Source organism: Mycobacterium sp. NGS35 (assembly GCF_059812855.1).
In genome coordinates, this window is sequence record NZ_JCALDL010000005.1 from 81,026 (window position 1) to 99,136 (window position 18,111).

An 18,111-nucleotide genomic window follows, 5' to 3' on the forward strand; every position below is an offset into this window, starting at 1 on the left:
GTCATGTCCCCTTCGGCCGCAACCGCCGGACCGGCCGCGTCTCGATTGCATCGATCGTCAGCGTGCGGCTGCGAAATCGCCATTCAGCGTCGGTTCGAACGTACTCGTCGTCGTACTGCAGATACCACACGGCGTCTGAGAGCTCGTCGCCGACTCTGGTGAAGTGGTGTGCGATGCATACGATGCGACCGTGTGCGTTGTTCATTGCCGCCGTGTAGATTTCGCCGACGATCGCGTGCATGGTCCGCTGGACCTGCTCGACTGCTCTGACCGCTGTGTCGATCGCGGCATAGCCCCGATGGACGACCACCGGTTCCAGCACGTTCGGCGGATCGGGCACTGCGAACGTTGCGTCCTCAGCGAACAGTGCGGCGACGTCGTCGAACCGGCGGTCGTCGATGCCGGCGGCGTACCGGTGCACCAGCTGGGAGAGCGCGAGCCGGTCGGCTGGGTTCACGGCGCCAGCCCGAGGCGCTGCGCGCATGCCGACACTCGGTCCTTGGCGTCGTCGACTTCGCGAACCGGCGGCATCGCGAGCACAACGCGATTCGCGCCGAGTTCGGCCAGCTTGTCCGCTCGCTCGCGGTCGATTTTCTCAACGAGATGGCCGAGGGACAGCTCGAGCGCTGACCCGTCGCGTCCGGCATCCGCCGCCGCCTGATGCATGACGTCCATCAGTTCCTGCAGCGCCGGCCCGGTCACACCGAGCGGCTGCAAACCGTCGCCGAGCCGGCCCGCGCGCCTGGCCGCTGCGCTGCTGTGACCGCCAACGTGGATAGGAAAGTGTTCGCCCCGCAGCGGTTTCGGGTAGCAGGCAATGTCGCGGAATCGGAAGAATTCGCCGCTGTGCGTGGCACCCGCAGGGCGATCCGCCCACAGCAACCGCATCACCTCGATCTGTTCGTCGGCGCGCCGGCCCCGATCACCGAACGGCGCACCGCACGCCTCGACCTCTTCGCGCAACCAACCCACCCCGACGCAGAGCCGCAGCCGGCCGCCAGAAAGCGCATCGACCGTCGCAACCCGTTTGGCCAGCACGACGGGATGGTGATTGGGCAGCACCAGCACACCGGTGGCCAAACCCAGCGTCGTGGTGTGACCGGCGATGAACCCAAGGAGTTCAAGGGGATCCGGGACCGGGCAGTCTGCAGCCAGTGCCACCCTTCCCGACGGATCGTAGGGGTAGCGGCTGTCGTAGCAGGTCGCGAGAACCGTGTGCTCGACGGCCACGATCTCGTCGAAACCGCATGCTTCGACATGACGGGCGAAGTCTGCGATCCATACCGGGTCGGCGGTCACCCCGGCGTCGACCGGAGCAATGACGGCGTATTTCATGTGCCGTCAGCCTCCACCGCGACGCGCATGGCAGCGGCCAGCGTCGCGGCACGCTGATCACGAAACACATCCTCCAGCAACATCTTTCGGCCTTTCGGGCCAGCGAGCGGCACGCGCCAGTTCGGGTATTCGTCTGTGGTGCCGGGCTGGTTCTGGGTGCGCCGGTCCCCGACGGCGTCGCTGAGCGATAGCGCCAGCAGTTTCGACGGGGTGCGAGCTAGATAGCGGTGCAAGGCCAATACGGTGTCGTCGACATCGGCGTCGTCGTGGAGCAACCCCGTGCGGCGCAGCTCTTCCAACCAGGCCTGCTGTTCGGCGCGATCGCTTTGCAGCTCCTCCTCGAACGACCGGGTGAGCAGACCGAGCCGATCGCGCAGCCGGACATGTTCGCCGGCAAGATATCCAGCCGTTGGCGGCAGGTCGTGGGTGGTGACCGAGGACAGGCAGTATTCTCGCCACCGCTCGGCCGGAAGCGGACCGCCGTCGCCGTCATGGTCCATCTCGAACCACAAGATCGACGTGCCGAAGATTCCCCGCTCGCGCAGGTAGTCGCGCACCCACGGTTCCACTGTGCCAAGGTCCTCGCCAACCACCAGCGCTTCGGCGCGATGCGCCTCCAGCGCCAGCACGCCGACCATCGCTTCGTGGTCGTAGTAGACGTATGTGCCGTCAGTTGGCTTGGCGCCCTGGGGAATCCACCACATTCTGAACAGGCCGATGATGTGGTCGATGCGCACTCCGCCCGCGTGCCGCAGCACCGCATTGACCATGGATCGGAACGGCTGATACTCATGCGCGGCCAACGCGTCCGGTCGCCACGGCGGCTGAGACCAATCTTGGCCCTGCTGGTTGAACGCATCCGGCGGCGCCCCGGCGGTGACACCGAGCGCCAGCACATCCTGCAGCGCCCACGAGTCGGCCCCGCTCGGATGCACGCCGACCGCGAGGTCATGCATGATGCCCAGCGCCATCCCGGCTTGGCGAGTGTGGGCCTGGGCGATCATCAGCTGATCGTCGAGTTGCCATTGCAACCAACGGTGAAAGTCGACGTCGGCGGCGTGCTCCTCGGCGAAGACCGCAACACCTGACGCGCCGGGATGCTGCAGATCGTGAGGCCATTGTCGCCAGTCACTTCCGTACGTCTCGGCAAGTGCACACCAGGTGGCGAAGTCGTCCAGCGCGCGACCCTCCCGTTGGCGGTACGCGGCATAGGCGAGGTCGCGTCCCGCGGAGCGCGGCACTCGGTAGATCTCTTCGAGCGCTGCGCGCTTCGCGGCCCAGGCCGCGTCACGATCGATCGAGTCGATCCGTTTGGCGCCGCTTTGGACGTCGTCGTGCAGCTTGCGGATCCGACGCCGACGGCGGATGTACGCGAACTCCGGAATTGCTTCGACGCGCAGGTAGATGGGGTTGACGAAGCGACGCGACGTCGGCAGATACGGTGAAGGCTCCATAGGCGCGGTGGGTGCGGCGGCGTGCAAGGGATTGACCAGCACGTAGCCCGCATGGTGCTGCGAAGCTGCCCACACGGCGAGATCCGTCAGATCGGTCAGATCGCCTATGCCCCAGGATCTTTTGGAGCGGACGCTGTACAGCTGCGTGGCCAACCCCCAGGTGCGCCGTGAACCCAGCCGTTCCGGGACGGTCAGGCTGGCCGGCGTGACGATCACCGCGGAGCCGTCGGACGAACCGGCGTCGTCGAGGTGCAGCCGGTGGTATCCCAGCGGCAGGTCAGCAGGCAGCTCGAAGCTGGCCTCGCCGACAAGCCGGCCGTCCAGGTCGTACGGCGAGGTGAAGTTGTCGAGTTGGCGCAACCCGGCACGTACTGTGCCGTCCTCCAGACGAATCCACGGCCGGGCCGGTGCTCCGTGGCTGACGTGCACCCAGAACGGCGTCGGCGTTCCGGCCCGCATGACGATCACCGGCGGCAGTGGGCGCGACCAGTAGCGGCGGTCGTGGTCGCGAAGCGCGGCGCGGCGCTGCTCTTCGGTGTCGGCGACCACATCGAGTGCGGCGAGGACTGCCACGACCGTCTGATCCGGCACCACCACGCGGCGGCTGCTGGCGTCCTCGTATTCGGTGGCAACGCGGTAGCGTGCGGCCAGCTCGGCCAGTGATGACTGCTGCGAGGTCATGGTGGCCATCTTTGCCGACGCGCTGGCGGGTAGTCTCCGCAGATGCGGACCGGGCGGCTCGCAGCGTCGCAGGATCGGCGCGCGCGGGTCGCGGTCGCTGCACTGTTTCTGACCAACGGCGCGCTGTTCGCGAATCTGCTGCCGCGGTATCCCGAGATCAAGGCTGACCTTGGTTTGTCCAACGCGCTATACGGCGTCGCGGTCGCGGCCTTCTCGATTGGCGCGCTGATAACCGGGCCAGCAGCGGCCTCGCTCATCCGGCGGTTCCGCTCGGCGAGGGTGGCGGTGTGCGGGTCGGCGATGATCGCGTTGTTCGCCTGGCTGGCCGGAGTGGCGCCCACGGTGTGGACGTTCGCGGGCGCGCTGTTTGTCGCCGGCGGCGCCGACGCAGTGACTGACGTCGCTCAGAACGCGCATGGTTTGCGGGTGCAACGACGTTATGGCCGTTCCATCATCAATTCGTTCCACGCGGTGTGGTCGGCCGGCGCGATCCTCGGGGGCGCGATGGGCGCGGCGGCGATCGCGTTGCACGTGCCGCGCGGCACCCATCTGGCGGTATCGGCGGTGGTGTTTTCCGGAATCTGTGTCATCGCCTACCGATATCTACTGCCGGGACCGGACGATGCCACTGCCGAACCTCGGTCGGGGCCGGGAGTGCGCGCGGGGACACGGGCGGCGACGTACGCCGCGCTGGCGGCATTGGTTCTGATCGCGATCGCGGCCGCGGCAGTGGAGGACGCCGGCAGTTCGTGGGCCACGCTGTTCATGCGGGAGTTGGGTGCGCCCGGTGCGCTGGCCGTGTCGGGCTACATCGCTGCGGTGGGATCGCAGCTTGTCGGCCGGTTGCTCGGTGATCGGCTGGTCGACCGGTTCGGGCAGCGCACGGTCGCCCGCGCCGGCGGAGCGATCGCGGCGTTGGGCATGGGGGCTGCGCTGGCATACCCGAGCCTGCCGGCCGTAATCGGGGGGTTCGCCGCTGCGGGGTTCGGTGTGGCGACATTGATCCCTGCGGCGATGCAGCGTGCCGACGAGCTTCCCGGCCTTCGGCATGGCACTGGCCTGACAGCAGTGACCTGGCTGATGCGGGTGGGATTTGTCTGCGCCCCGATGGTGGTCGGCGGTATTGCGGACGTCTTCAGCTTGCGCGCCGGCTTGCTGACTGTTCCCGTGGCCGGCATCGTCGTGATCGGGCTGGCCGGGGTACTTTCCGACGGCCGCCGGCGTTGGCCGGAATCGTTCGCTTCTCCGCACCCGCGGGCGGAAAGTTAGACCTGCTTAATACCCGCGGGTAACATGGGGGCCAACCCCTCGTGAACAGGACTCATCAAGCATGACCACCAGCACAGTCGTCGAGACGACGTATGGCCCGGTGCGCGGCGTCGATCTAGGCGACGTCACAGCCTGGAAGGGCATCCGCTACGCGGCACCGCCAACTGGCGATCTGCGCTGGCAGGCGCCGCAGCCGCCGGCGAAATGGACTGACGTGGCCGACGCCAGCCGATTCGGGCCGGTATGCCCTCAGCCGCCCGTGCCGATCCTGCCATTCGATCTCGGCGCACCGGAGGGCGAAGATTGTTTGTCGCTGAATATCTGGGCTCCCAACCAGCCGGGTGACGACAAGCCGGTCATGGTGTGGGTGCACGGCGGGGCGTACATCCTCGGCTCCAGCAGCCAGCCGATGTACGACGGAAGCGTGCTCGCCTCGAGCGGCAACACGATCGTCGTCACCGCCAACTATCGCCTCGGCGCGTTCGGTTTCCTCGACCCGTCCACCTTCCGAAGCGCGCGCCGCCGGTACGACACCAATGTCGGTCTGCGCGACGTCATTTTCGCGTTGCAATGGGTGCGCGACAACATCGCCGCATTCGGCGGCGACCCGAACCGAGTCACGCTCTTCGGCGAATCTGCCGGCGGGGGAGTGGTGACCACGCTGATGACCAGTCCCCATACGGAGGGCTTGTTCGCCGGCGCGATCGCCCAAAGTTCGCCTGCCACAACGGTTTACGACACTGATCGGGCTGGGCGGGTAGCCGGCATGCTGTTGGATCGGCTCGGCATCGCGCACGCCGACATCGACCGCCTGGTCGACGTTCCGGCCCGCGCTCTGGTCAGAGCGTCGCAAGCGGTGTTCGACGCCGTTCCCGCGCAGACGCCAGGCACGGTGGCCTTCGCGCCGATCGTCGACGGCGACGTCGTCCCCGACTATCCGGTGAAGCTCGCCCGCGAGGGACGCTCCCACCCCGTACCGCTGATCATCGGCACCAACAAGCATGAGGCCGCGTTGTTCAAGTGGATGAAGTCGCCGTTGATGCCGATCACCCCTCCGGCAATCAAGGCCATGTTCGCCGAAATCGCCGCAGAACAGCCGGATGTGGTGCTGCCCTCCGAAGAGCAGATCGGCACAACCTACGCCGGACTGCGCGTGAAAGCGCGCGGGATGGGACTCGCCAGCGACATCGGCTTCCGGATGCCGTCCGTCTGGTTCGCAGAAGGGCACAGCGCTGTTGCCCCGGCCTATTTGTATCGCTTCGACTTCGCCACGCCCATGATGCGGCTGCTGCGCATGGGCGCCGCGCACGCCACCGAATTGCCCTATGTCTGGGGCAATCTCGTGCAGGGCCCGACGGACCCCACCTTCAAGCTGGGCGGCCTGAAAGCCGGTAAGGCGGTGTCAGAACGCATGCGGACACGCTGGCTCAACTTCGCCGACCAGGGCAAGCCGGTTGGACTGCCCGGCGACCCGGCATGGGCTCCCTACCAGGAGCCTGACCGCGCCTGCTTGGTCATCGACCGCGTCGACACCGTCGTCCACGACATCGACCGCGACGTCCGCGAGATGTGGGGCGACAGAGTGCTCAACTTCCGGTAGCCCGGACCCGCATCCGGCGCGGGTGTGCACCGTTAAGCTGGCTGCGGAGGTGCCAGAAGTGGAGCGTATTGCGGCGATTCTCGACATGCTGCCGCCTCAGATGCGCGATCCCGTGCTGTTCGCCATCCCGTTCTTCTTGTTGCTGCTGATTCTCGAATGGACCGCGGCCCGCAAGCTCGAACACATCGAGGACCGGCCGGCTGCCGGTGCGTTTCACAGCCGTGACTCATGGGCCAGCATCGCGATGGGGCTGGTGTCCGTCGCCACCACAGCGGCTTGGAAGTCGGTCGCGCTGCTGGGCTACGCGGCGATCTACGCCTACCTCGCGCCGTGGCATCTCTCGCCGCGTCAGTGGTACACCTGGGTGATCGCTCTGGTGGGCGTGGACCTGCTGTATTACACCTATCACCGCATCGCCCACCGGGTCCGGCTGATCTGGGCCACCCATCAGGCGCACCACTCCAGCGAGTACTTCAACTTCGCCACCGCACTGCGGCAGAAGTGGAACAACAGCGGCGAGATTCTGATGTGGATTCCCTTGCCGCTGTTGGGGATTCCGCCGTGGATGGTGTTCGCCAGTTTCTCGGTGAGCCTGATCTACCAGTTCTGGATCCACACTGAGCGCATCGGCAAGCTCTGGCGGCCCATAGAATTCGTGTTCAACACCCCGTCGCATCACCGCGTGCACCACGGCATGGACCCGCAGTATCTGGACAAGAACTACGGCGGCATCTTGATCGTGTGGGATCGGCTGTTCGGCTCCTTTCAGCCTGAGTTGTCCCGCCCTCACTACGGACTGACCAAGCCCGTCAACACCTTCAACATCTGGACGCTGCAGACGCGCGAGTACGTAGCGATGGCCCGCGACGTGCGCTCGGCCGCCCGCTGGCGCGACCGACTCGGCTACATCTTCGGCCCGCCCGGATGGCAGCCGCGTACCGAGCGGCCGCGCAGCGTCGCCGCGTCCACCGTGGCGGCCTAAAGACCCGTGCGACACCGCGAACTCGTCAAGGATTGACCGCATGGACGTCAAAGAAGTGCTTCTGCCCGGCGTGGGCTTGCGATACGAGTTCGACATCCGCGACGGTGACCGCATCGGCGTGATCGCCCGGCGGTCCGGCGGCTTCGAGGTCGTGGTGTACGGCCGCGACGACCCCGACGAGGCCCGCCCGGTGTTCCGGCTCACCGAGGACGAAGCCGAGGCGCTGGCCCAGATCCTCGGCGCGCCTCGGATCGCCGAACGGTTCGCCGACCTGACCCGCGAAGTGCCCGGCCTCAATGCGGGCCAGGTCGAGATCAGTGCCCACAGCCCGTTCGTCGACCACCCGCTCGGCGACACCAAGGCCCGCACCCGCACAGGCGCCTCGATCGTGGCCATCGTGCGTGACGACGAGGTGCTGGCTTCACCGGGACCCGCGGAGACGCTGCGCAGCGGTGACGTGCTCGTGGTGATCGGCACCGAGGAGGGCATCGCCGGCGTCGAGAACATCGTCGACCAAGGTCACGCGACCGGTGGCGACGCTGCGGCCCCACCGACCGGCCTTGGCCCAGCCGGCCCGCCGGCCGAAGGCTGACGCGTGCAGGTTTCGGCGACGCTGCTGCTCGAGCTCGGCGTCATCCTCGCCGTGCTCACGATTCTCGGCGCGGCCGCCCGGCGCTACGCGCTGTCGCCGATCCCGCTCTACCTGGTCGCCGGGCTCGCGCTGGGCAACGGCGGCATCGTGCCCCTCCCGGCGGCGGGTGAATTCGTCACCGCCAGCGCGTCGATCGGTGTGGTGCTGCTGCTGTTGACCCTGGGGCTGGAATTCTCGATCACCGAATTCGCCAGCAGCCTGCGCCGCCATCTGCCGTCGGCGTGGGTCGACGTGGTGCTCAACGCGGCGCCCGGCGCGGTAGCCGGCTGGCTGCTGGGGCTCAACGGCGTCGGCATCATCGCGATGGCCGGCATCACCTACATCTCGTCGTCGGGGGTGATCGCGCGGCTGCTCAACGATCTGCGCCGACTCGGTAACCGCGAGACGCCGGCGGTGCTGTCCGTGCTTGTCCTGGAGGACTTCGCGATGGCCGCGTACCTGCCGCTGCTGGCGGTGTTGGCGGCGGGCGGCTCGTGGTGGGCGGCGCTGCTGGGCATGGCGATTGCCATCGCCGTCGTGAGCGCGGCTTTCGCGGTGTCGTACTTCTGGGGCCACCATGTGGGTCGCCTGGTGGCCCACCCCGATTCTGAGCAGCTACTACTGCGAATCCTTGGCCTGACGTTGATAGTCGCCGGCTTGGCGGAGTTCGTTCATGCGTCGGCGCCGGTCGGTGCGTTCCTGGTGGGGCTGACGTTGACGGGCCATACGGCCGACCGCGCCCGCGAGGTACTCAGCCCGCTTCGCGATTTGTTCGCCGCGATCTTTTTTCTTGCCATCGGCATCTCGATCGATCCGCAGGACCTGCTGCCGATGCTGCCGGTGGCGCTGGCCCTCGGCCTTGTGAGCGCCGTCACCAAGGTGGCAACCGGGATCTATGCGGCGCGACGGGAGGGCGTCGCGCGTCGCGGCCAGTTGCGGGCGGGCACGGCCCTGATCGCCCGTGGCGAGTTCTCGCTGGTCATCATCGGCCTGGTCAGCCAGACCATCGAAGCGGTGGCTTATGTGGCCACGACGTACGTGTTCGTCCTGGCGATCGTGGGGCCGATGCTGGCGCGCTTCGCCGGGCCGCGGACCGTGCCGGCGACATGACGGGCTGCCGGGCATCTACGGAGTGTGAGAAGGCTAACGATGCAGCGGCCGACTGCGATATGCGGGGAGTACAGGCCGGAATCAGCGGGTAGCCGACCTCGTGCCCGGCGGTTCGCAAGAGCCGCCGGTAGTGTCCTCACGTGGCCGGACAGCTCGGCCGCCTCGATTGATCGGAGTTGGCGGGTGCAACAGATCGTCGTGCGTGTTCTCAGTGTGCTCGCCACCGTGGCCGCCGCGATCGCGGCGCCCGTGGCGCCGGCGCATGCGAGTCCCGTTCCGGTGTATCCGGGCATGGAGATCCGGCAGGACACCAACCTGTGCACGCTCGGATATGTCGAACCGACCCTTCGGATTGCGGTGACCGCCGGCCACTGCCGCGGCAGCGGCACCGTCACCGACAAGAGCGGCAACGTGATCGGGTCCTTGTCGATGTACCGCGACAACACGCCCAACGGCGCGACGGTGTCCACCAACGATTCGATCAACGACTACGAAGGCATCATTCTGGCCGGCGATGTCTCGCCCAACAATGTGCTGCCGGGAGGACGCGCGCTGGTCACCGATCCCGGCTTCGCCATTCATCCCGGCCAGGCCGTCTGCCACTTCGGCGTCGCCACCGGCGAGAGCTGCGGCAGCGTCGAGGGGGTGTACAACGGCTGGTTCACGATGGGCCACGGCGTCGTCAGCCAGAAGGGCGACTCCGGGGGTCCTGTGTACGTTCTCGCCGACGACGGCCGCGCGGTGCTGGTCGGCCTGTTCAACAGCACGTGGGGCGACTATCCAGCGGCGGTGTTGTGGAACTCGATCCGCCAGCAGATCGCCGAGGACGTCAACGCGCCGTCGGCAACCGTCCAGCGGACGGCGTGGCAGCTGCAGCACTGACGAACTAGAACGTGTTCCACTTCGTCTCGCGGAGCACTATCCTGGCGAGACAATGAGTCTCGCTGTCCGAACACCTGTCCAGGTTGCGTGGGTCACCACCGACCTCGACGCCACTGAGAATGCGCTGAACAGCCTATTGGGCACCAAGAAATGGGCGCGGATACCCGGAGTGCGATTCGGCCCGGACACCGGCACGTACCGGGGCGAACCTGCGAATTTCGTCGCCGACATCTCGTTGAGCTACGCCGGCGACCTCCAACTAGAGCTCATCGCACCGGTCTCTGGCGAGAGCATCTACACCGAATTCCTCCGCGACAGCGGCGCGGGCCTGCACCACATCTGCATCGAAGCCGCCGACGAAGCTGCGTTCGCCGCGGCGATCGAGGACGCTGAGCGGGACGGCGCGCCGGTGGTGATGCGTGGCGAGATGCCCGGCGGCATGCGCTTCGCCTACGTGTCGGCGGTCGCGGCCGGCGTGCCATATCTGGAAATCGCATTGATCCCCGCGGCAATCCGCGCGTTCTTCGACCAACTCAAGCAGGAGCACCAGTGACCACAGAGATCCCGCCCACCGTTGCCGCCGCCGACGTAACGGAGTGGTCCGACGACGTCGACGTCGTGGTCGTCGGATTCGGTATCGCCGGGGGAAGCGCAGCGGTGAGCGCCGCGGCCGACGGCGCGCGGGTGCTGGTTCTCGAGAAGGCGTCGGCAGCCGGCGGAACGTCCGCCATGGCCGGCGGCCACTTCTATCTCGGTGGTGGGACCGCCGTGCAGAAAGCGACGGGCCACGACGATTCACCCGAGGAGATGTACAAGTATCTGGTCGCGGTATCGCGAGATCCTGAGCACGACAAGATCCGCGCGTACTGCGAGGGCAGTGTCGAGCACTTCAACTGGCTGGAAGACTTGGGCTTTCAGTTCGAACGCAGCTTCTATCCCGGCAAGATCATCGTCCCGCCGAACACCGAAGGGCTGTCGTACACCGGCAACGAAAAGGTGTGGCCGTTCATCGAGCAAGCGAAGCCGGCTCCGCGTGGGCACTCTGTGCCGGTTCCCGGCGAACTGGGCGGCGCCGCGATGGTCATCGACCTGCTGGTGAAACGCGCCGACGAACTGGGCGTCGAGATCCGCTACGAGACCGGGGCGACCAACCTGATCGTCGACGACGACGGTGCGGTGGTCGGGGTGCGATGGAAGCACTTCGGCGAAACCGGTGCGGTGAAGGCGAATTCAGTGATCATCGCCGCCGGCGGATTCGCGATGAACCATGACATGGTGGCGCAGTACACGCCCGCGCTGGGGCAGAAGCGACGCACCAAGCATCACGGGGAGGTCGAGCCCTACATTCTGGGCAACCCGAACGACGACGGGCTCGGCATCCGGCTGGGCGTGTCGGCCGGCGGAGTCGCCAAGAACATGGACCAGATGTTCATCACCGCGGCGGCCTACCCACCCGAGATCCTGCTGACCGGGATCATCGTCAACAAGCTCGGCCAGCGGTTCGTCGCCGAGGACTCATACCATTCGCGCACGTCGGCTTTCGTGATGGAGCAACCCGACGCCGAGGCGTACCTGATCGTCGACGAGGCCCATACCGAGATGCCGCCCATGCCGCTGATTCGGTTCATCGACGGTTGGGAGACCGTCGATGAGATGGAAAAGGCGCTGGGCATTCCGGAAGGCAATCTGGTGGCCACGCTGAACCGCTACAACGAGAACGCCGCCCGCGGCGAAGACCCCGATTTCCACAAACAGCCGGAATACGTTGCGCCGCAAGACAAAGGACCCTGGGCAGCGTTCGACCTGTCGCTCGGCCGGGCCATGTATTCGGGCTTCACCATGGGCGGGCTGGCGGTTTCGATCGACGGCGAGGTGCTGCGTGACGACGGCAGCGTCATCCGTGGGTTGTATGCGGCCGGCGCGTGCGCGTCGAACATCGCACAAGACGGCAAGGGCTATGCCAGCGGCACGCAGCTGGGTGAGGGGTCGTTCTTCGGGCGCCGCGCCGGTGCGCATGCTGCACAGCAGCGCAAGCGGTAGGCGCGATGCGGCACGGCGCACCGCGCGTTAGACCGGCTGCTTTTCCTTTTCCACCGGGCCGAGTCGCCATTCGCCTTCGCCGAGCAGGTGCAACTGCTGGTCGTGGTACTGGTTGACGGCAGGCCGGTGGCTGACGCTCACCACGATGCACTGCGGCAACTCGCGCCGAAGCAGTTGATACAGCGTCATTTCCAGGCCCTCGTCTAGCGCCGAGGTCGCCTCGTCGAGGAACACCGCCTTGGGCTTGTTCAGCAGAATGCGCGCGAAGGCCACCCGCTGCTGCTCGCCTGGCGACAGCACCTTGGCCCAGTCGTCGGATTCGTCGAGCCGCCCGACAAGGTGGGGAAGGGCCACTTTGACGAGCACTTCCTGCAGTTGCTTGTCCGTGAACTCACCCGGCTCGGCGGGATATGACACCACCGCGCGCAGGTCACCCAGGGGAACGTACGGCAGCTGCGACAGGAACATCGTCTCGTTGGTGCCGCCACCCGGGCAGCGCAGCACGCCGGACGTGTACGGCCACAATTCGCCCAGGCTGCGCAGAAGCGTGGTCTTGCCGGTGCCGGATTTGCCGACGATCACCAGCCCGTCGCCGGGAGCCAGCCGCAGTGTCAGCGGCTCGACCAGCTGAGTGCCGGTCGGCGTGCGCACCTCGACAGCACGCAATTCAACCGAGCCAGCGCTGTCTTCCGTTGTGAGACTGGGCAATTCGCGCCCCTCCTCGTTGGCCACCACGAGGCCGTGCAAGCGAAGGATGGCGGCGCGGTAGCCAGCGAAGTAGTCGTAGACGTTGCGGAAGAACGACAGCGAGTCGTGGATGTTGCCGAACGCCGTGGCCGTCTGCGTGACGTCGCCGAGCTTGATCTCACCGGAGAACAGACGCGGCGCCTGCAACAGGTAGGGCAGCGGGACGATCGTCTGGCTCAGCGACAGGTTCCACCCGTTGAACCCGACGCTGCGGTTCACATACTTCTTGTAATTGGAGACGATCGGGTCGAACTGGCGTCTCAGTTGCACGCGCTCTGCTCGCTCGCCGCGATAGAACGCCACTGCCTCGGCAGCGTCCCGTAGCCGTACGAGCCCATATCGGAAGGCGGCATTGAAGCTCTCATTGAGAAAGCTCAATCGGATGAGGGGACGGCCGATCCAGATCGCGACCACGGTCGCGAACAACACATAGACGAACACGGTCCAAAACATCGCCCGGGGGATGCCGATACCGAAGAGCGTCAGCGTGCCCGACAGGTTCCACAGGATCGGGATGAACGACACCACCGACGCGATCGACGACACCGAGCCGAACAACAGCGTGCTACCGGTCGAGTTGGTTGGGGTGTTGGGCAGCGGGCCGACGCCGGTGGTGAAGATGTCGATGTCGGATTGGATGCGCTGATCCGGGTTGTCGATGGTGTCGTCGATGAACCGGCTGCGGTAATAGGCCTTGCCGTCCAGCCAGTCGCCGGTGAGCTCCTCGGTCAGCCAGATCCGCCAGGCCAGGATGAAGCGCTGCATCAGGAACAGGTCGAGCATGGTGCGGGCCACATGCAGCGCCGCCATGATGCAAAAGATCCCGAGTGACACCCAAAAGCCATGTACCCCTGAGTCTTTGACTGCCGTGTTGTCGGCTGCGATGCCTTGGACCGCGGTCTGGATCGCGGTCATCATGTCCTTGCTCTGATAGCTGAACAGCACGTTGAGCCGCACGCCGAGGATCACCAGCAGCAGCAACACAGCAAGCCACAGCCATACCCGCACGCTTGGAGCGCCGGTGAAGTAGCCCTTGGTGACGCGCCAGAACTGTCTTCCCCAGGTGGTCAGCGTCAGCAGCAGAACCACTCCCAGCAGCGTGCAGACGGCACTGATCGCCCACGCCTTGCTGACCCACCACAACGAAGTCCAAATCTCCTGACCCCAGTTGATCGAGGTTTCGAACGGAGTCAACTCATCCAACGGCGTATCTCCTGTGCGGCTGTGTCCTGCGGACGCAGCGACGGCGACCTTGCGGCGAAGCTACCGCAGTGGCGACTCGTCAGCGCGGCAGCGGCATCTAGGCTCACCGTCATGAGCATCGACGCTCCCGCCACCGTGCACGCCGGCCGCTTGATTGCCCGCCGCCTGAAGGCCAGCGGTATCGACACCGTGTTCACGCTGTCGGGCGGCCACTTGTTCTCGTTATACGACGGCTGCCGCAGCGAGGGCATCCGCTTGGTGGACACCCGCCACGAGCAGACTGCGGCGTTCGCCGCCGAGGGCTGGTCGAAGGTGACGCGCATCCCCGGCGTCGCAGCGTTGACCGCCGGGCCTGGGGTGACCAACGGCATGAGTGCGATGGCGGCGGCGCAGCAGAACCAGTCGCCGCTGGTGGTGCTCGGCGGCCGCGCACCCGCGTTGCGGTGGGGGCAGGGCTCGCTGCAGGAAATCGACCACGTCCCGTTCGTCGCGCCGCTTGCCCGGTTCGCGGCCACGGCCACGTCGCCACAGGCGGCGTCGACGCTGGTCGACGAGGCTTTGCGGGCTGCGGTGACGGCGCCGTCCGGCGTGGCGTTCGTCGATTTCCCGATGGACCACGTGTTCTCGGAGGCGCCTGACGAGGGCCTGCGGGGCGCGCTTGCCGACGTGTCGCGCGGGCCTTCACCGGACGGCGACGCGCTGCAGCGGGCCGCGGACCTGCTGGCCACAGCCGAGCGGCCCGTGATCATGGCCGGCACCAACGTGTGGTGGGGACATGCCGAGGCGGCACTGCTGCGCCTGGCCGAGGTGGCTCGCGTCCCGGTGCTGATGAACGGCATGGCTCGCGGCGTGGTGCCCGCCGACCACGAGTTGGCGTTCTCGCGGGCACGCTCGCGGGCGTTGAAGGAGGCCGACGTCGCGCTCGTCGTCGGCGTTCCGATGGACTTCCGGCTTGGCTTCGGCGGGGTGTTCGGTGCCGACACCCAGCTGGTCGTCGTCGACCGCGCCGAACCGGGCCGACCGCATCCGAGGGCAGCGGCGGCCGAGCTCTACGGCGACCTGACCCAGGCTTTGTCGGCGCTGGCCGAAGCCCGTTCGCCCGGGCGCGAGGCGTGGATCGCCGACCTGCGCGCCGCTGAGACGGCTGCCCGGTCCGCTGAGCAGGCCGAACTGTCCGACGATCGGGCGCCGCTGCACCCGATGCGCGTCTACGCGGAACTGATTCCGATGCTCGACCGCGACGCGATCGTCGTCATCGACGCTGGCGACTTCGGCTCCTACGCCGGGCGGATGATCGACAGCTACGTACCCGGCGCATGGCTGGACAGCGGACCCTTCGGCTGCCTGGGCTCCGGCCCGGGATACGCGCTGGCAGCCAAGCTCGCGCGGCCGGACCGCCAAGTGGTGCTGGTTCAGGGCGACGGCGCGTTCGGGTTCTCCGGCATGGAGTGGGACACGTTGGTGCGCCACGACATTCAGGTTGTGTCGGTGATCGGCAACAACGGCATCTGGGCGCTGGAGAAACACCCGATGGAGATGCTCTACGGATATTCGGTGGTCGCCGAGTTGCGGCCCGGCACACGTTACGACGAGGTGGTGCGAGCGCTCGGCGGACACGGCGAGCTGGTGTCGACGCCGGCGGAGCTTCGACCGGCGCTTCAGCGGGCGTTCGAAGCTGGGCTGCCGGCCGTGGTCAACGTGCTGACCGACCCTGCGGTCGCCTATCCGCGGCGCTCAGTTCTGGCCTAGGCGCTACGCCACGGGGCGCGAGGGTGCGTGGTTGTACGGCTGGTACCGCGTGTCGCCGGGCAGACACGCACGCTCGGCAGAGAAACGTAGGGTTGGAGCGTGGCGAAATCGAGCAGCACCAAGCCGGGCCGCCTGAGCAGCAAATTCTGGAAGCTGCTGGGGGCCAGCACCGAGAAGAACCAGAACCGCTCACTAGCGCAGGTCGAGCAGTCGGCGGAGTTCGACAAGAAAGCAGCCGATCTCGACGACGATCAGCTGCGCAAGGCCGCAAGACTGCTGGACCTCGAAGACCTTGCCGAGTCGCGCGACATACCGCAGTTCCTGGCGATCGCCCGTGAGGCAGCTGAGCGCGCCACCAATCTGCGACCGTTCGACGTGCAGCTTCTGGGCGCGCTGCGGATGCTGGCCGGAGACGTCATCGAGATGGCCACCGGTGAAGGCAAGACGCTATCCGGGGCGATCGCTGCCGCGGGGTACGCCTTGGCGGGCCGCCACGTGCACGTCATCACCATCAACGACTACCTGGCCCGCCGCGATGCGGAATGGATGGGGCCGCTGCTGGAGGCGATGGGCCTGACCGTCGGCTGGGTGGCCGCCGAATCGACGCCCGCCGAACGGCGCGCCGCCTACAAATGCGACGTCACCTACGCCTCGGTGAACGAGATCGGCTTCGACGTGCTGCGCGACCAGTTGGTCACTGACGTCGAGGATTTGGTGTCTCCGAATCCGGACGTCGCTTTGATCGACGAGGCCGACTCTGTGCTCGTCGACGAGGCGCTGGTGCCGCTGGTGTTGGCCGGCACCACCCACCGCGAGACACCGAAGCTGGAGATCATCCGGCTCGTCGGCGAACTGATCCCAGGCAAGGATTACGACACCGACGCCGACAGCCGCAACGTGCACCTCACCGAGGCGGGCGCGCAGAAGGTCGAGGCGAAACTCGGTGGGATCGACCTGTATTCGGAGGAGCACGTCGGCACCACGCTCACCGAGGTGAACGTGGCCCTGCACGCGCATGTGCTGCTGCAGCGCGATGTGCACTACATCGTGCGCGACGACGCGGTGCACCTGATCAATGCGTCGCGGGGGCGGATCGCGCAGCTGCAACGCTGGCCGGACGGGCTGCAGGCGGCGGTCGAGGCCAAAGAGGGCATCGAGACCACGGAGACCGGTGAGGTGCTGGACACCATCACGGTGCAGGCGCTGATCAACCGGTATCCCACCGTGTGCGGGATGACCGGCACCGCGCTGGCCGCCGGCGAACAGCTGCGCCAGTTCTACCGGCTCGGGGTGTCGCCGATACCGCCGAACCGGCCCAACATCCGCGAGGACGAGGCGGACCGGGTGTACATCACGGCCGCCGCGAAGAACGACGCGATCGTCGAACACATCAAAGAGGTGCACGCGACCGGGCAGCCAGTGCTGATCGGTACCCGAGACGTCGCCGAATCAGAAGAGCTGCATGAAAAGTTGGTCAAGGCCGGCGTGCCGGCCGTGGTGCTCAATGCCAAGAACGACGCGGAGGAGGCGGCGATCATCGCCGAGGCGGGCAAGCTCGGCGCGGTGACGGTGTCGACCCAGATGGCCGGCCGGGGCACCGACATCCGGCTGGGCGGGTCCGATGAAGCCGACCATGATCAAGTCGCCGAGCTGGGTGGCCTGCACGTCATCGGCACTGGCCGCCACCACACCGAGCGGCTGGACAACCAATTGCGCGGGCGGGCCGGGCGTCAGGGCGATCCGGGGTCGTCGGTGTTCTTCTCGAGCTGGGAGGACGACGTCGTCACCGCGAACCTCGATCCGTCCAAGCTGCCCACCGAGACAGACGAGGACGGCCGCATCGTCAGCCCCAAGGCGGCGGGGCTGCTGGACCACGCCCAACGGGTAGCCGAAGGCAAGCTTCTCGACGTGCACGCCAACACCTGGCGCTACAACGAACTGATCGCCCAGCAGCGCGCGATCATCGTCGAGCGCCGTAACACGCTGCTGCGCACCCCGACCGCACGCGAGGAGCTCGAGGAGCGCTCGCCGAAGCGCTACGGCGAACTCTCGCAGCAGCTTTCCGATGAGCAGTTGGAGCGGATCTGCCGGCTGATCATGCTGTATCACCTGGACCGCGGCTGGGCAGACCATCTGGCGTACCTGGCCGACATCCGAGAAAGCATCCACCTGCGCGCGCTGGGTCGGCAGAACCCGCTCGACGAATTCCACCGGATGGCCGTCGACGCATTCGCGTCGCTGGCGGCCGACGCGATCGAGGCGGCCCAGCAGACCTTCGAGACGGCCAACGTCACCGAAGACGAGCCGGGGCTGGACTTGTCGAAGCTCGCGCGACCGACGTCGACGTGGACGTACATGGTGCACGACAATCCGCTGGCCGACGAGACTCTGTCCGCGCTGAGCCTGCCTGGGATATTCCGTTAAAGTT

At 66.9% G+C, this 18,111-nt stretch carries 14 protein-coding genes; 10 read left to right on the forward strand and 4 right to left on the reverse strand.

Annotated elements, in window-relative coordinates; translation table 11 throughout:
- Nucleotide 1: 1 nt before the first annotated feature.
- From AC5Y4C_RS10870 to malQ, 3 genes are read right to left on the reverse strand one after another with little or no spacing between them, the layout of a single operon-like run.
- Nucleotides 2-484: a nuclear transport factor 2 family protein gene (locus tag AC5Y4C_RS10870; RefSeq protein WP_499962906.1), complete on the reverse strand. Its 483-nt coding sequence runs from the start codon at nucleotides 482-484 to the stop codon at nucleotides 2-4.
- Complete coding sequence (locus AC5Y4C_RS10875) at nucleotides 454-1,335, reverse strand: LLM class F420-dependent oxidoreductase (RefSeq protein ID WP_499962904.1); 882 nt, start codon at nucleotides 1,333-1,335, stop codon at nucleotides 454-456. The genes AC5Y4C_RS10870 and AC5Y4C_RS10875 overlap by 31 nt, the downstream gene beginning before the upstream one ends.
- The gene (gene malQ / locus AC5Y4C_RS10880; RefSeq protein ID WP_499962902.1) at nucleotides 1,332-3,470 is read right to left on the reverse strand and encodes a 4-alpha-glucanotransferase; all 2,139 of its coding nucleotides are present in this window, start codon (nucleotides 3,468-3,470) and stop codon (nucleotides 1,332-1,334) included. The genes AC5Y4C_RS10875 and malQ overlap by 4 nt, the downstream gene beginning before the upstream one ends.
- Nucleotides 3,471-3,512: 42 nt before the next feature.
- Between malQ and AC5Y4C_RS10885 the strand changes: the two genes are divergently transcribed.
- The 8 genes from AC5Y4C_RS10885 (at nucleotide 3,513) to AC5Y4C_RS10920 (ending at nucleotide 11,984) form a co-directional block, all read left to right on the forward strand.
- Nucleotides 3,513-4,739, forward strand: a complete 1,227-nt coding sequence (locus AC5Y4C_RS10885) for an MFS transporter (protein WP_499962900.1) — start codon at nucleotides 3,513-3,515, stop codon at nucleotides 4,737-4,739.
- A 61-nt stretch (nucleotides 4,740-4,800) separates the two neighbouring features.
- Nucleotides 4,801-6,339, forward strand: coding sequence for a carboxylesterase/lipase family protein (locus AC5Y4C_RS10890; RefSeq protein WP_499962898.1), 1,539 nt, complete (start codon nucleotides 4,801-4,803; stop codon nucleotides 6,337-6,339).
- A gap of 85 nt (nucleotides 6,340-6,424) precedes the next feature.
- Nucleotides 6,425-7,321: a sterol desaturase family protein gene (locus AC5Y4C_RS10895; RefSeq protein ID WP_499963006.1), complete on the forward strand. Its 897-nt coding sequence runs from the start codon at nucleotides 6,425-6,427 to the stop codon at nucleotides 7,319-7,321.
- 40 nt (nucleotides 7,322-7,361) lie between these two features.
- A complete protein-coding gene (locus AC5Y4C_RS10900; protein ID WP_499949130.1) occupies nucleotides 7,362-7,913 on the forward strand; it encodes a cation:proton antiporter regulatory subunit in 552 nt (183 codons plus the stop codon).
- A 3-nt stretch (nucleotides 7,914-7,916) separates the two neighbouring features.
- Entirely contained in the window at nucleotides 7,917-9,062 is a 1,146-nt protein-coding gene (locus AC5Y4C_RS10905) for a cation:proton antiporter (protein WP_499908530.1), read from the forward strand.
- Nucleotides 9,063-9,254: 192 nt separating this feature from the next.
- Nucleotides 9,255-9,944, forward strand: a complete 690-nt coding sequence (locus AC5Y4C_RS10910) for an Rv1815 family serine proteinase (protein WP_499949369.1) — start codon at nucleotides 9,255-9,257, stop codon at nucleotides 9,942-9,944.
- Between the two features lie 52 nt (nucleotides 9,945-9,996).
- A complete protein-coding gene (locus AC5Y4C_RS10915) occupies nucleotides 9,997-10,497 on the forward strand; it encodes a VOC family protein (RefSeq protein ID WP_499908527.1) in 501 nt (166 codons plus the stop codon).
- A complete protein-coding gene (locus AC5Y4C_RS10920) occupies nucleotides 10,494-11,984 on the forward strand; it encodes an FAD-binding protein (RefSeq protein ID WP_499908524.1) in 1,491 nt (496 codons plus the stop codon). The genes AC5Y4C_RS10915 and AC5Y4C_RS10920 overlap by 4 nt, the downstream gene beginning before the upstream one ends.
- Nucleotides 11,985-12,011: 27 nt before the next feature.
- On the opposite strand, the gene AC5Y4C_RS10925 is transcribed toward AC5Y4C_RS10920, so the two are convergent.
- Nucleotides 12,012-13,925: an ABC transporter ATP-binding protein/permease gene (locus AC5Y4C_RS10925; RefSeq protein ID WP_499963004.1), complete on the reverse strand. Its 1,914-nt coding sequence runs from the start codon at nucleotides 13,923-13,925 to the stop codon at nucleotides 12,012-12,014.
- A gap of 120 nt (nucleotides 13,926-14,045) precedes the next feature.
- On the opposite strand from AC5Y4C_RS10925, the gene AC5Y4C_RS10930 reads away from it, so the two are divergent.
- A complete protein-coding gene (locus tag AC5Y4C_RS10930; protein ID WP_499908522.1) occupies nucleotides 14,046-15,683 on the forward strand; it encodes an acetolactate synthase in 1,638 nt (545 codons plus the stop codon).
- 99 nt (nucleotides 15,684-15,782) lie between these two features.
- Nucleotides 15,783-18,107: an accessory Sec system translocase SecA2 gene (gene secA2 / locus AC5Y4C_RS10935; protein WP_499908519.1), complete on the forward strand. Its 2,325-nt coding sequence runs from the start codon at nucleotides 15,783-15,785 to the stop codon at nucleotides 18,105-18,107.
- The last annotated feature ends 4 nt before the right edge of the window (nucleotides 18,108-18,111 follow it).

Coding starts and splice junctions, on each gene's coding strand:
- AC5Y4C_RS10870 (WP_499962906.1), bottom strand. CDS start 484: ATGCGCGCAGCGCCTCGGGCTGGCGCCGTGAACCCAGCCGACCGGCTC.
- AC5Y4C_RS10875 (WP_499962904.1), bottom strand. CDS start 1,335: ATGAAATACGCCGTCATTGCTCCGGTCGACGCCGGGGTGACCGCCGAC.
- malQ (WP_499962902.1), bottom strand. CDS start 3,470: ATGACCTCGCAGCAGTCATCACTGGCCGAGCTGGCCGCACGCTACCGC.
- AC5Y4C_RS10885 (WP_499962900.1), top strand. CDS start 3,513: ATGCGGACCGGGCGGCTCGCAGCGTCGCAGGATCGGCGCGCGCGGGTC.
- AC5Y4C_RS10890 (WP_499962898.1), top strand. CDS start 4,801: ATGACCACCAGCACAGTCGTCGAGACGACGTATGGCCCGGTGCGCGGC.
- AC5Y4C_RS10895 (WP_499963006.1), top strand. CDS start 6,425: ATGCTGCCGCCTCAGATGCGCGATCCCGTGCTGTTCGCCATCCCGTTC.
- AC5Y4C_RS10900 (WP_499949130.1), top strand. CDS start 7,362: ATGGACGTCAAAGAAGTGCTTCTGCCCGGCGTGGGCTTGCGATACGAG.
- AC5Y4C_RS10915 (WP_499908527.1), top strand. CDS start 9,997: ATGAGTCTCGCTGTCCGAACACCTGTCCAGGTTGCGTGGGTCACCACC.
- AC5Y4C_RS10930 (WP_499908522.1), top strand. CDS start 14,046: ATGAGCATCGACGCTCCCGCCACCGTGCACGCCGGCCGCTTGATTGCC.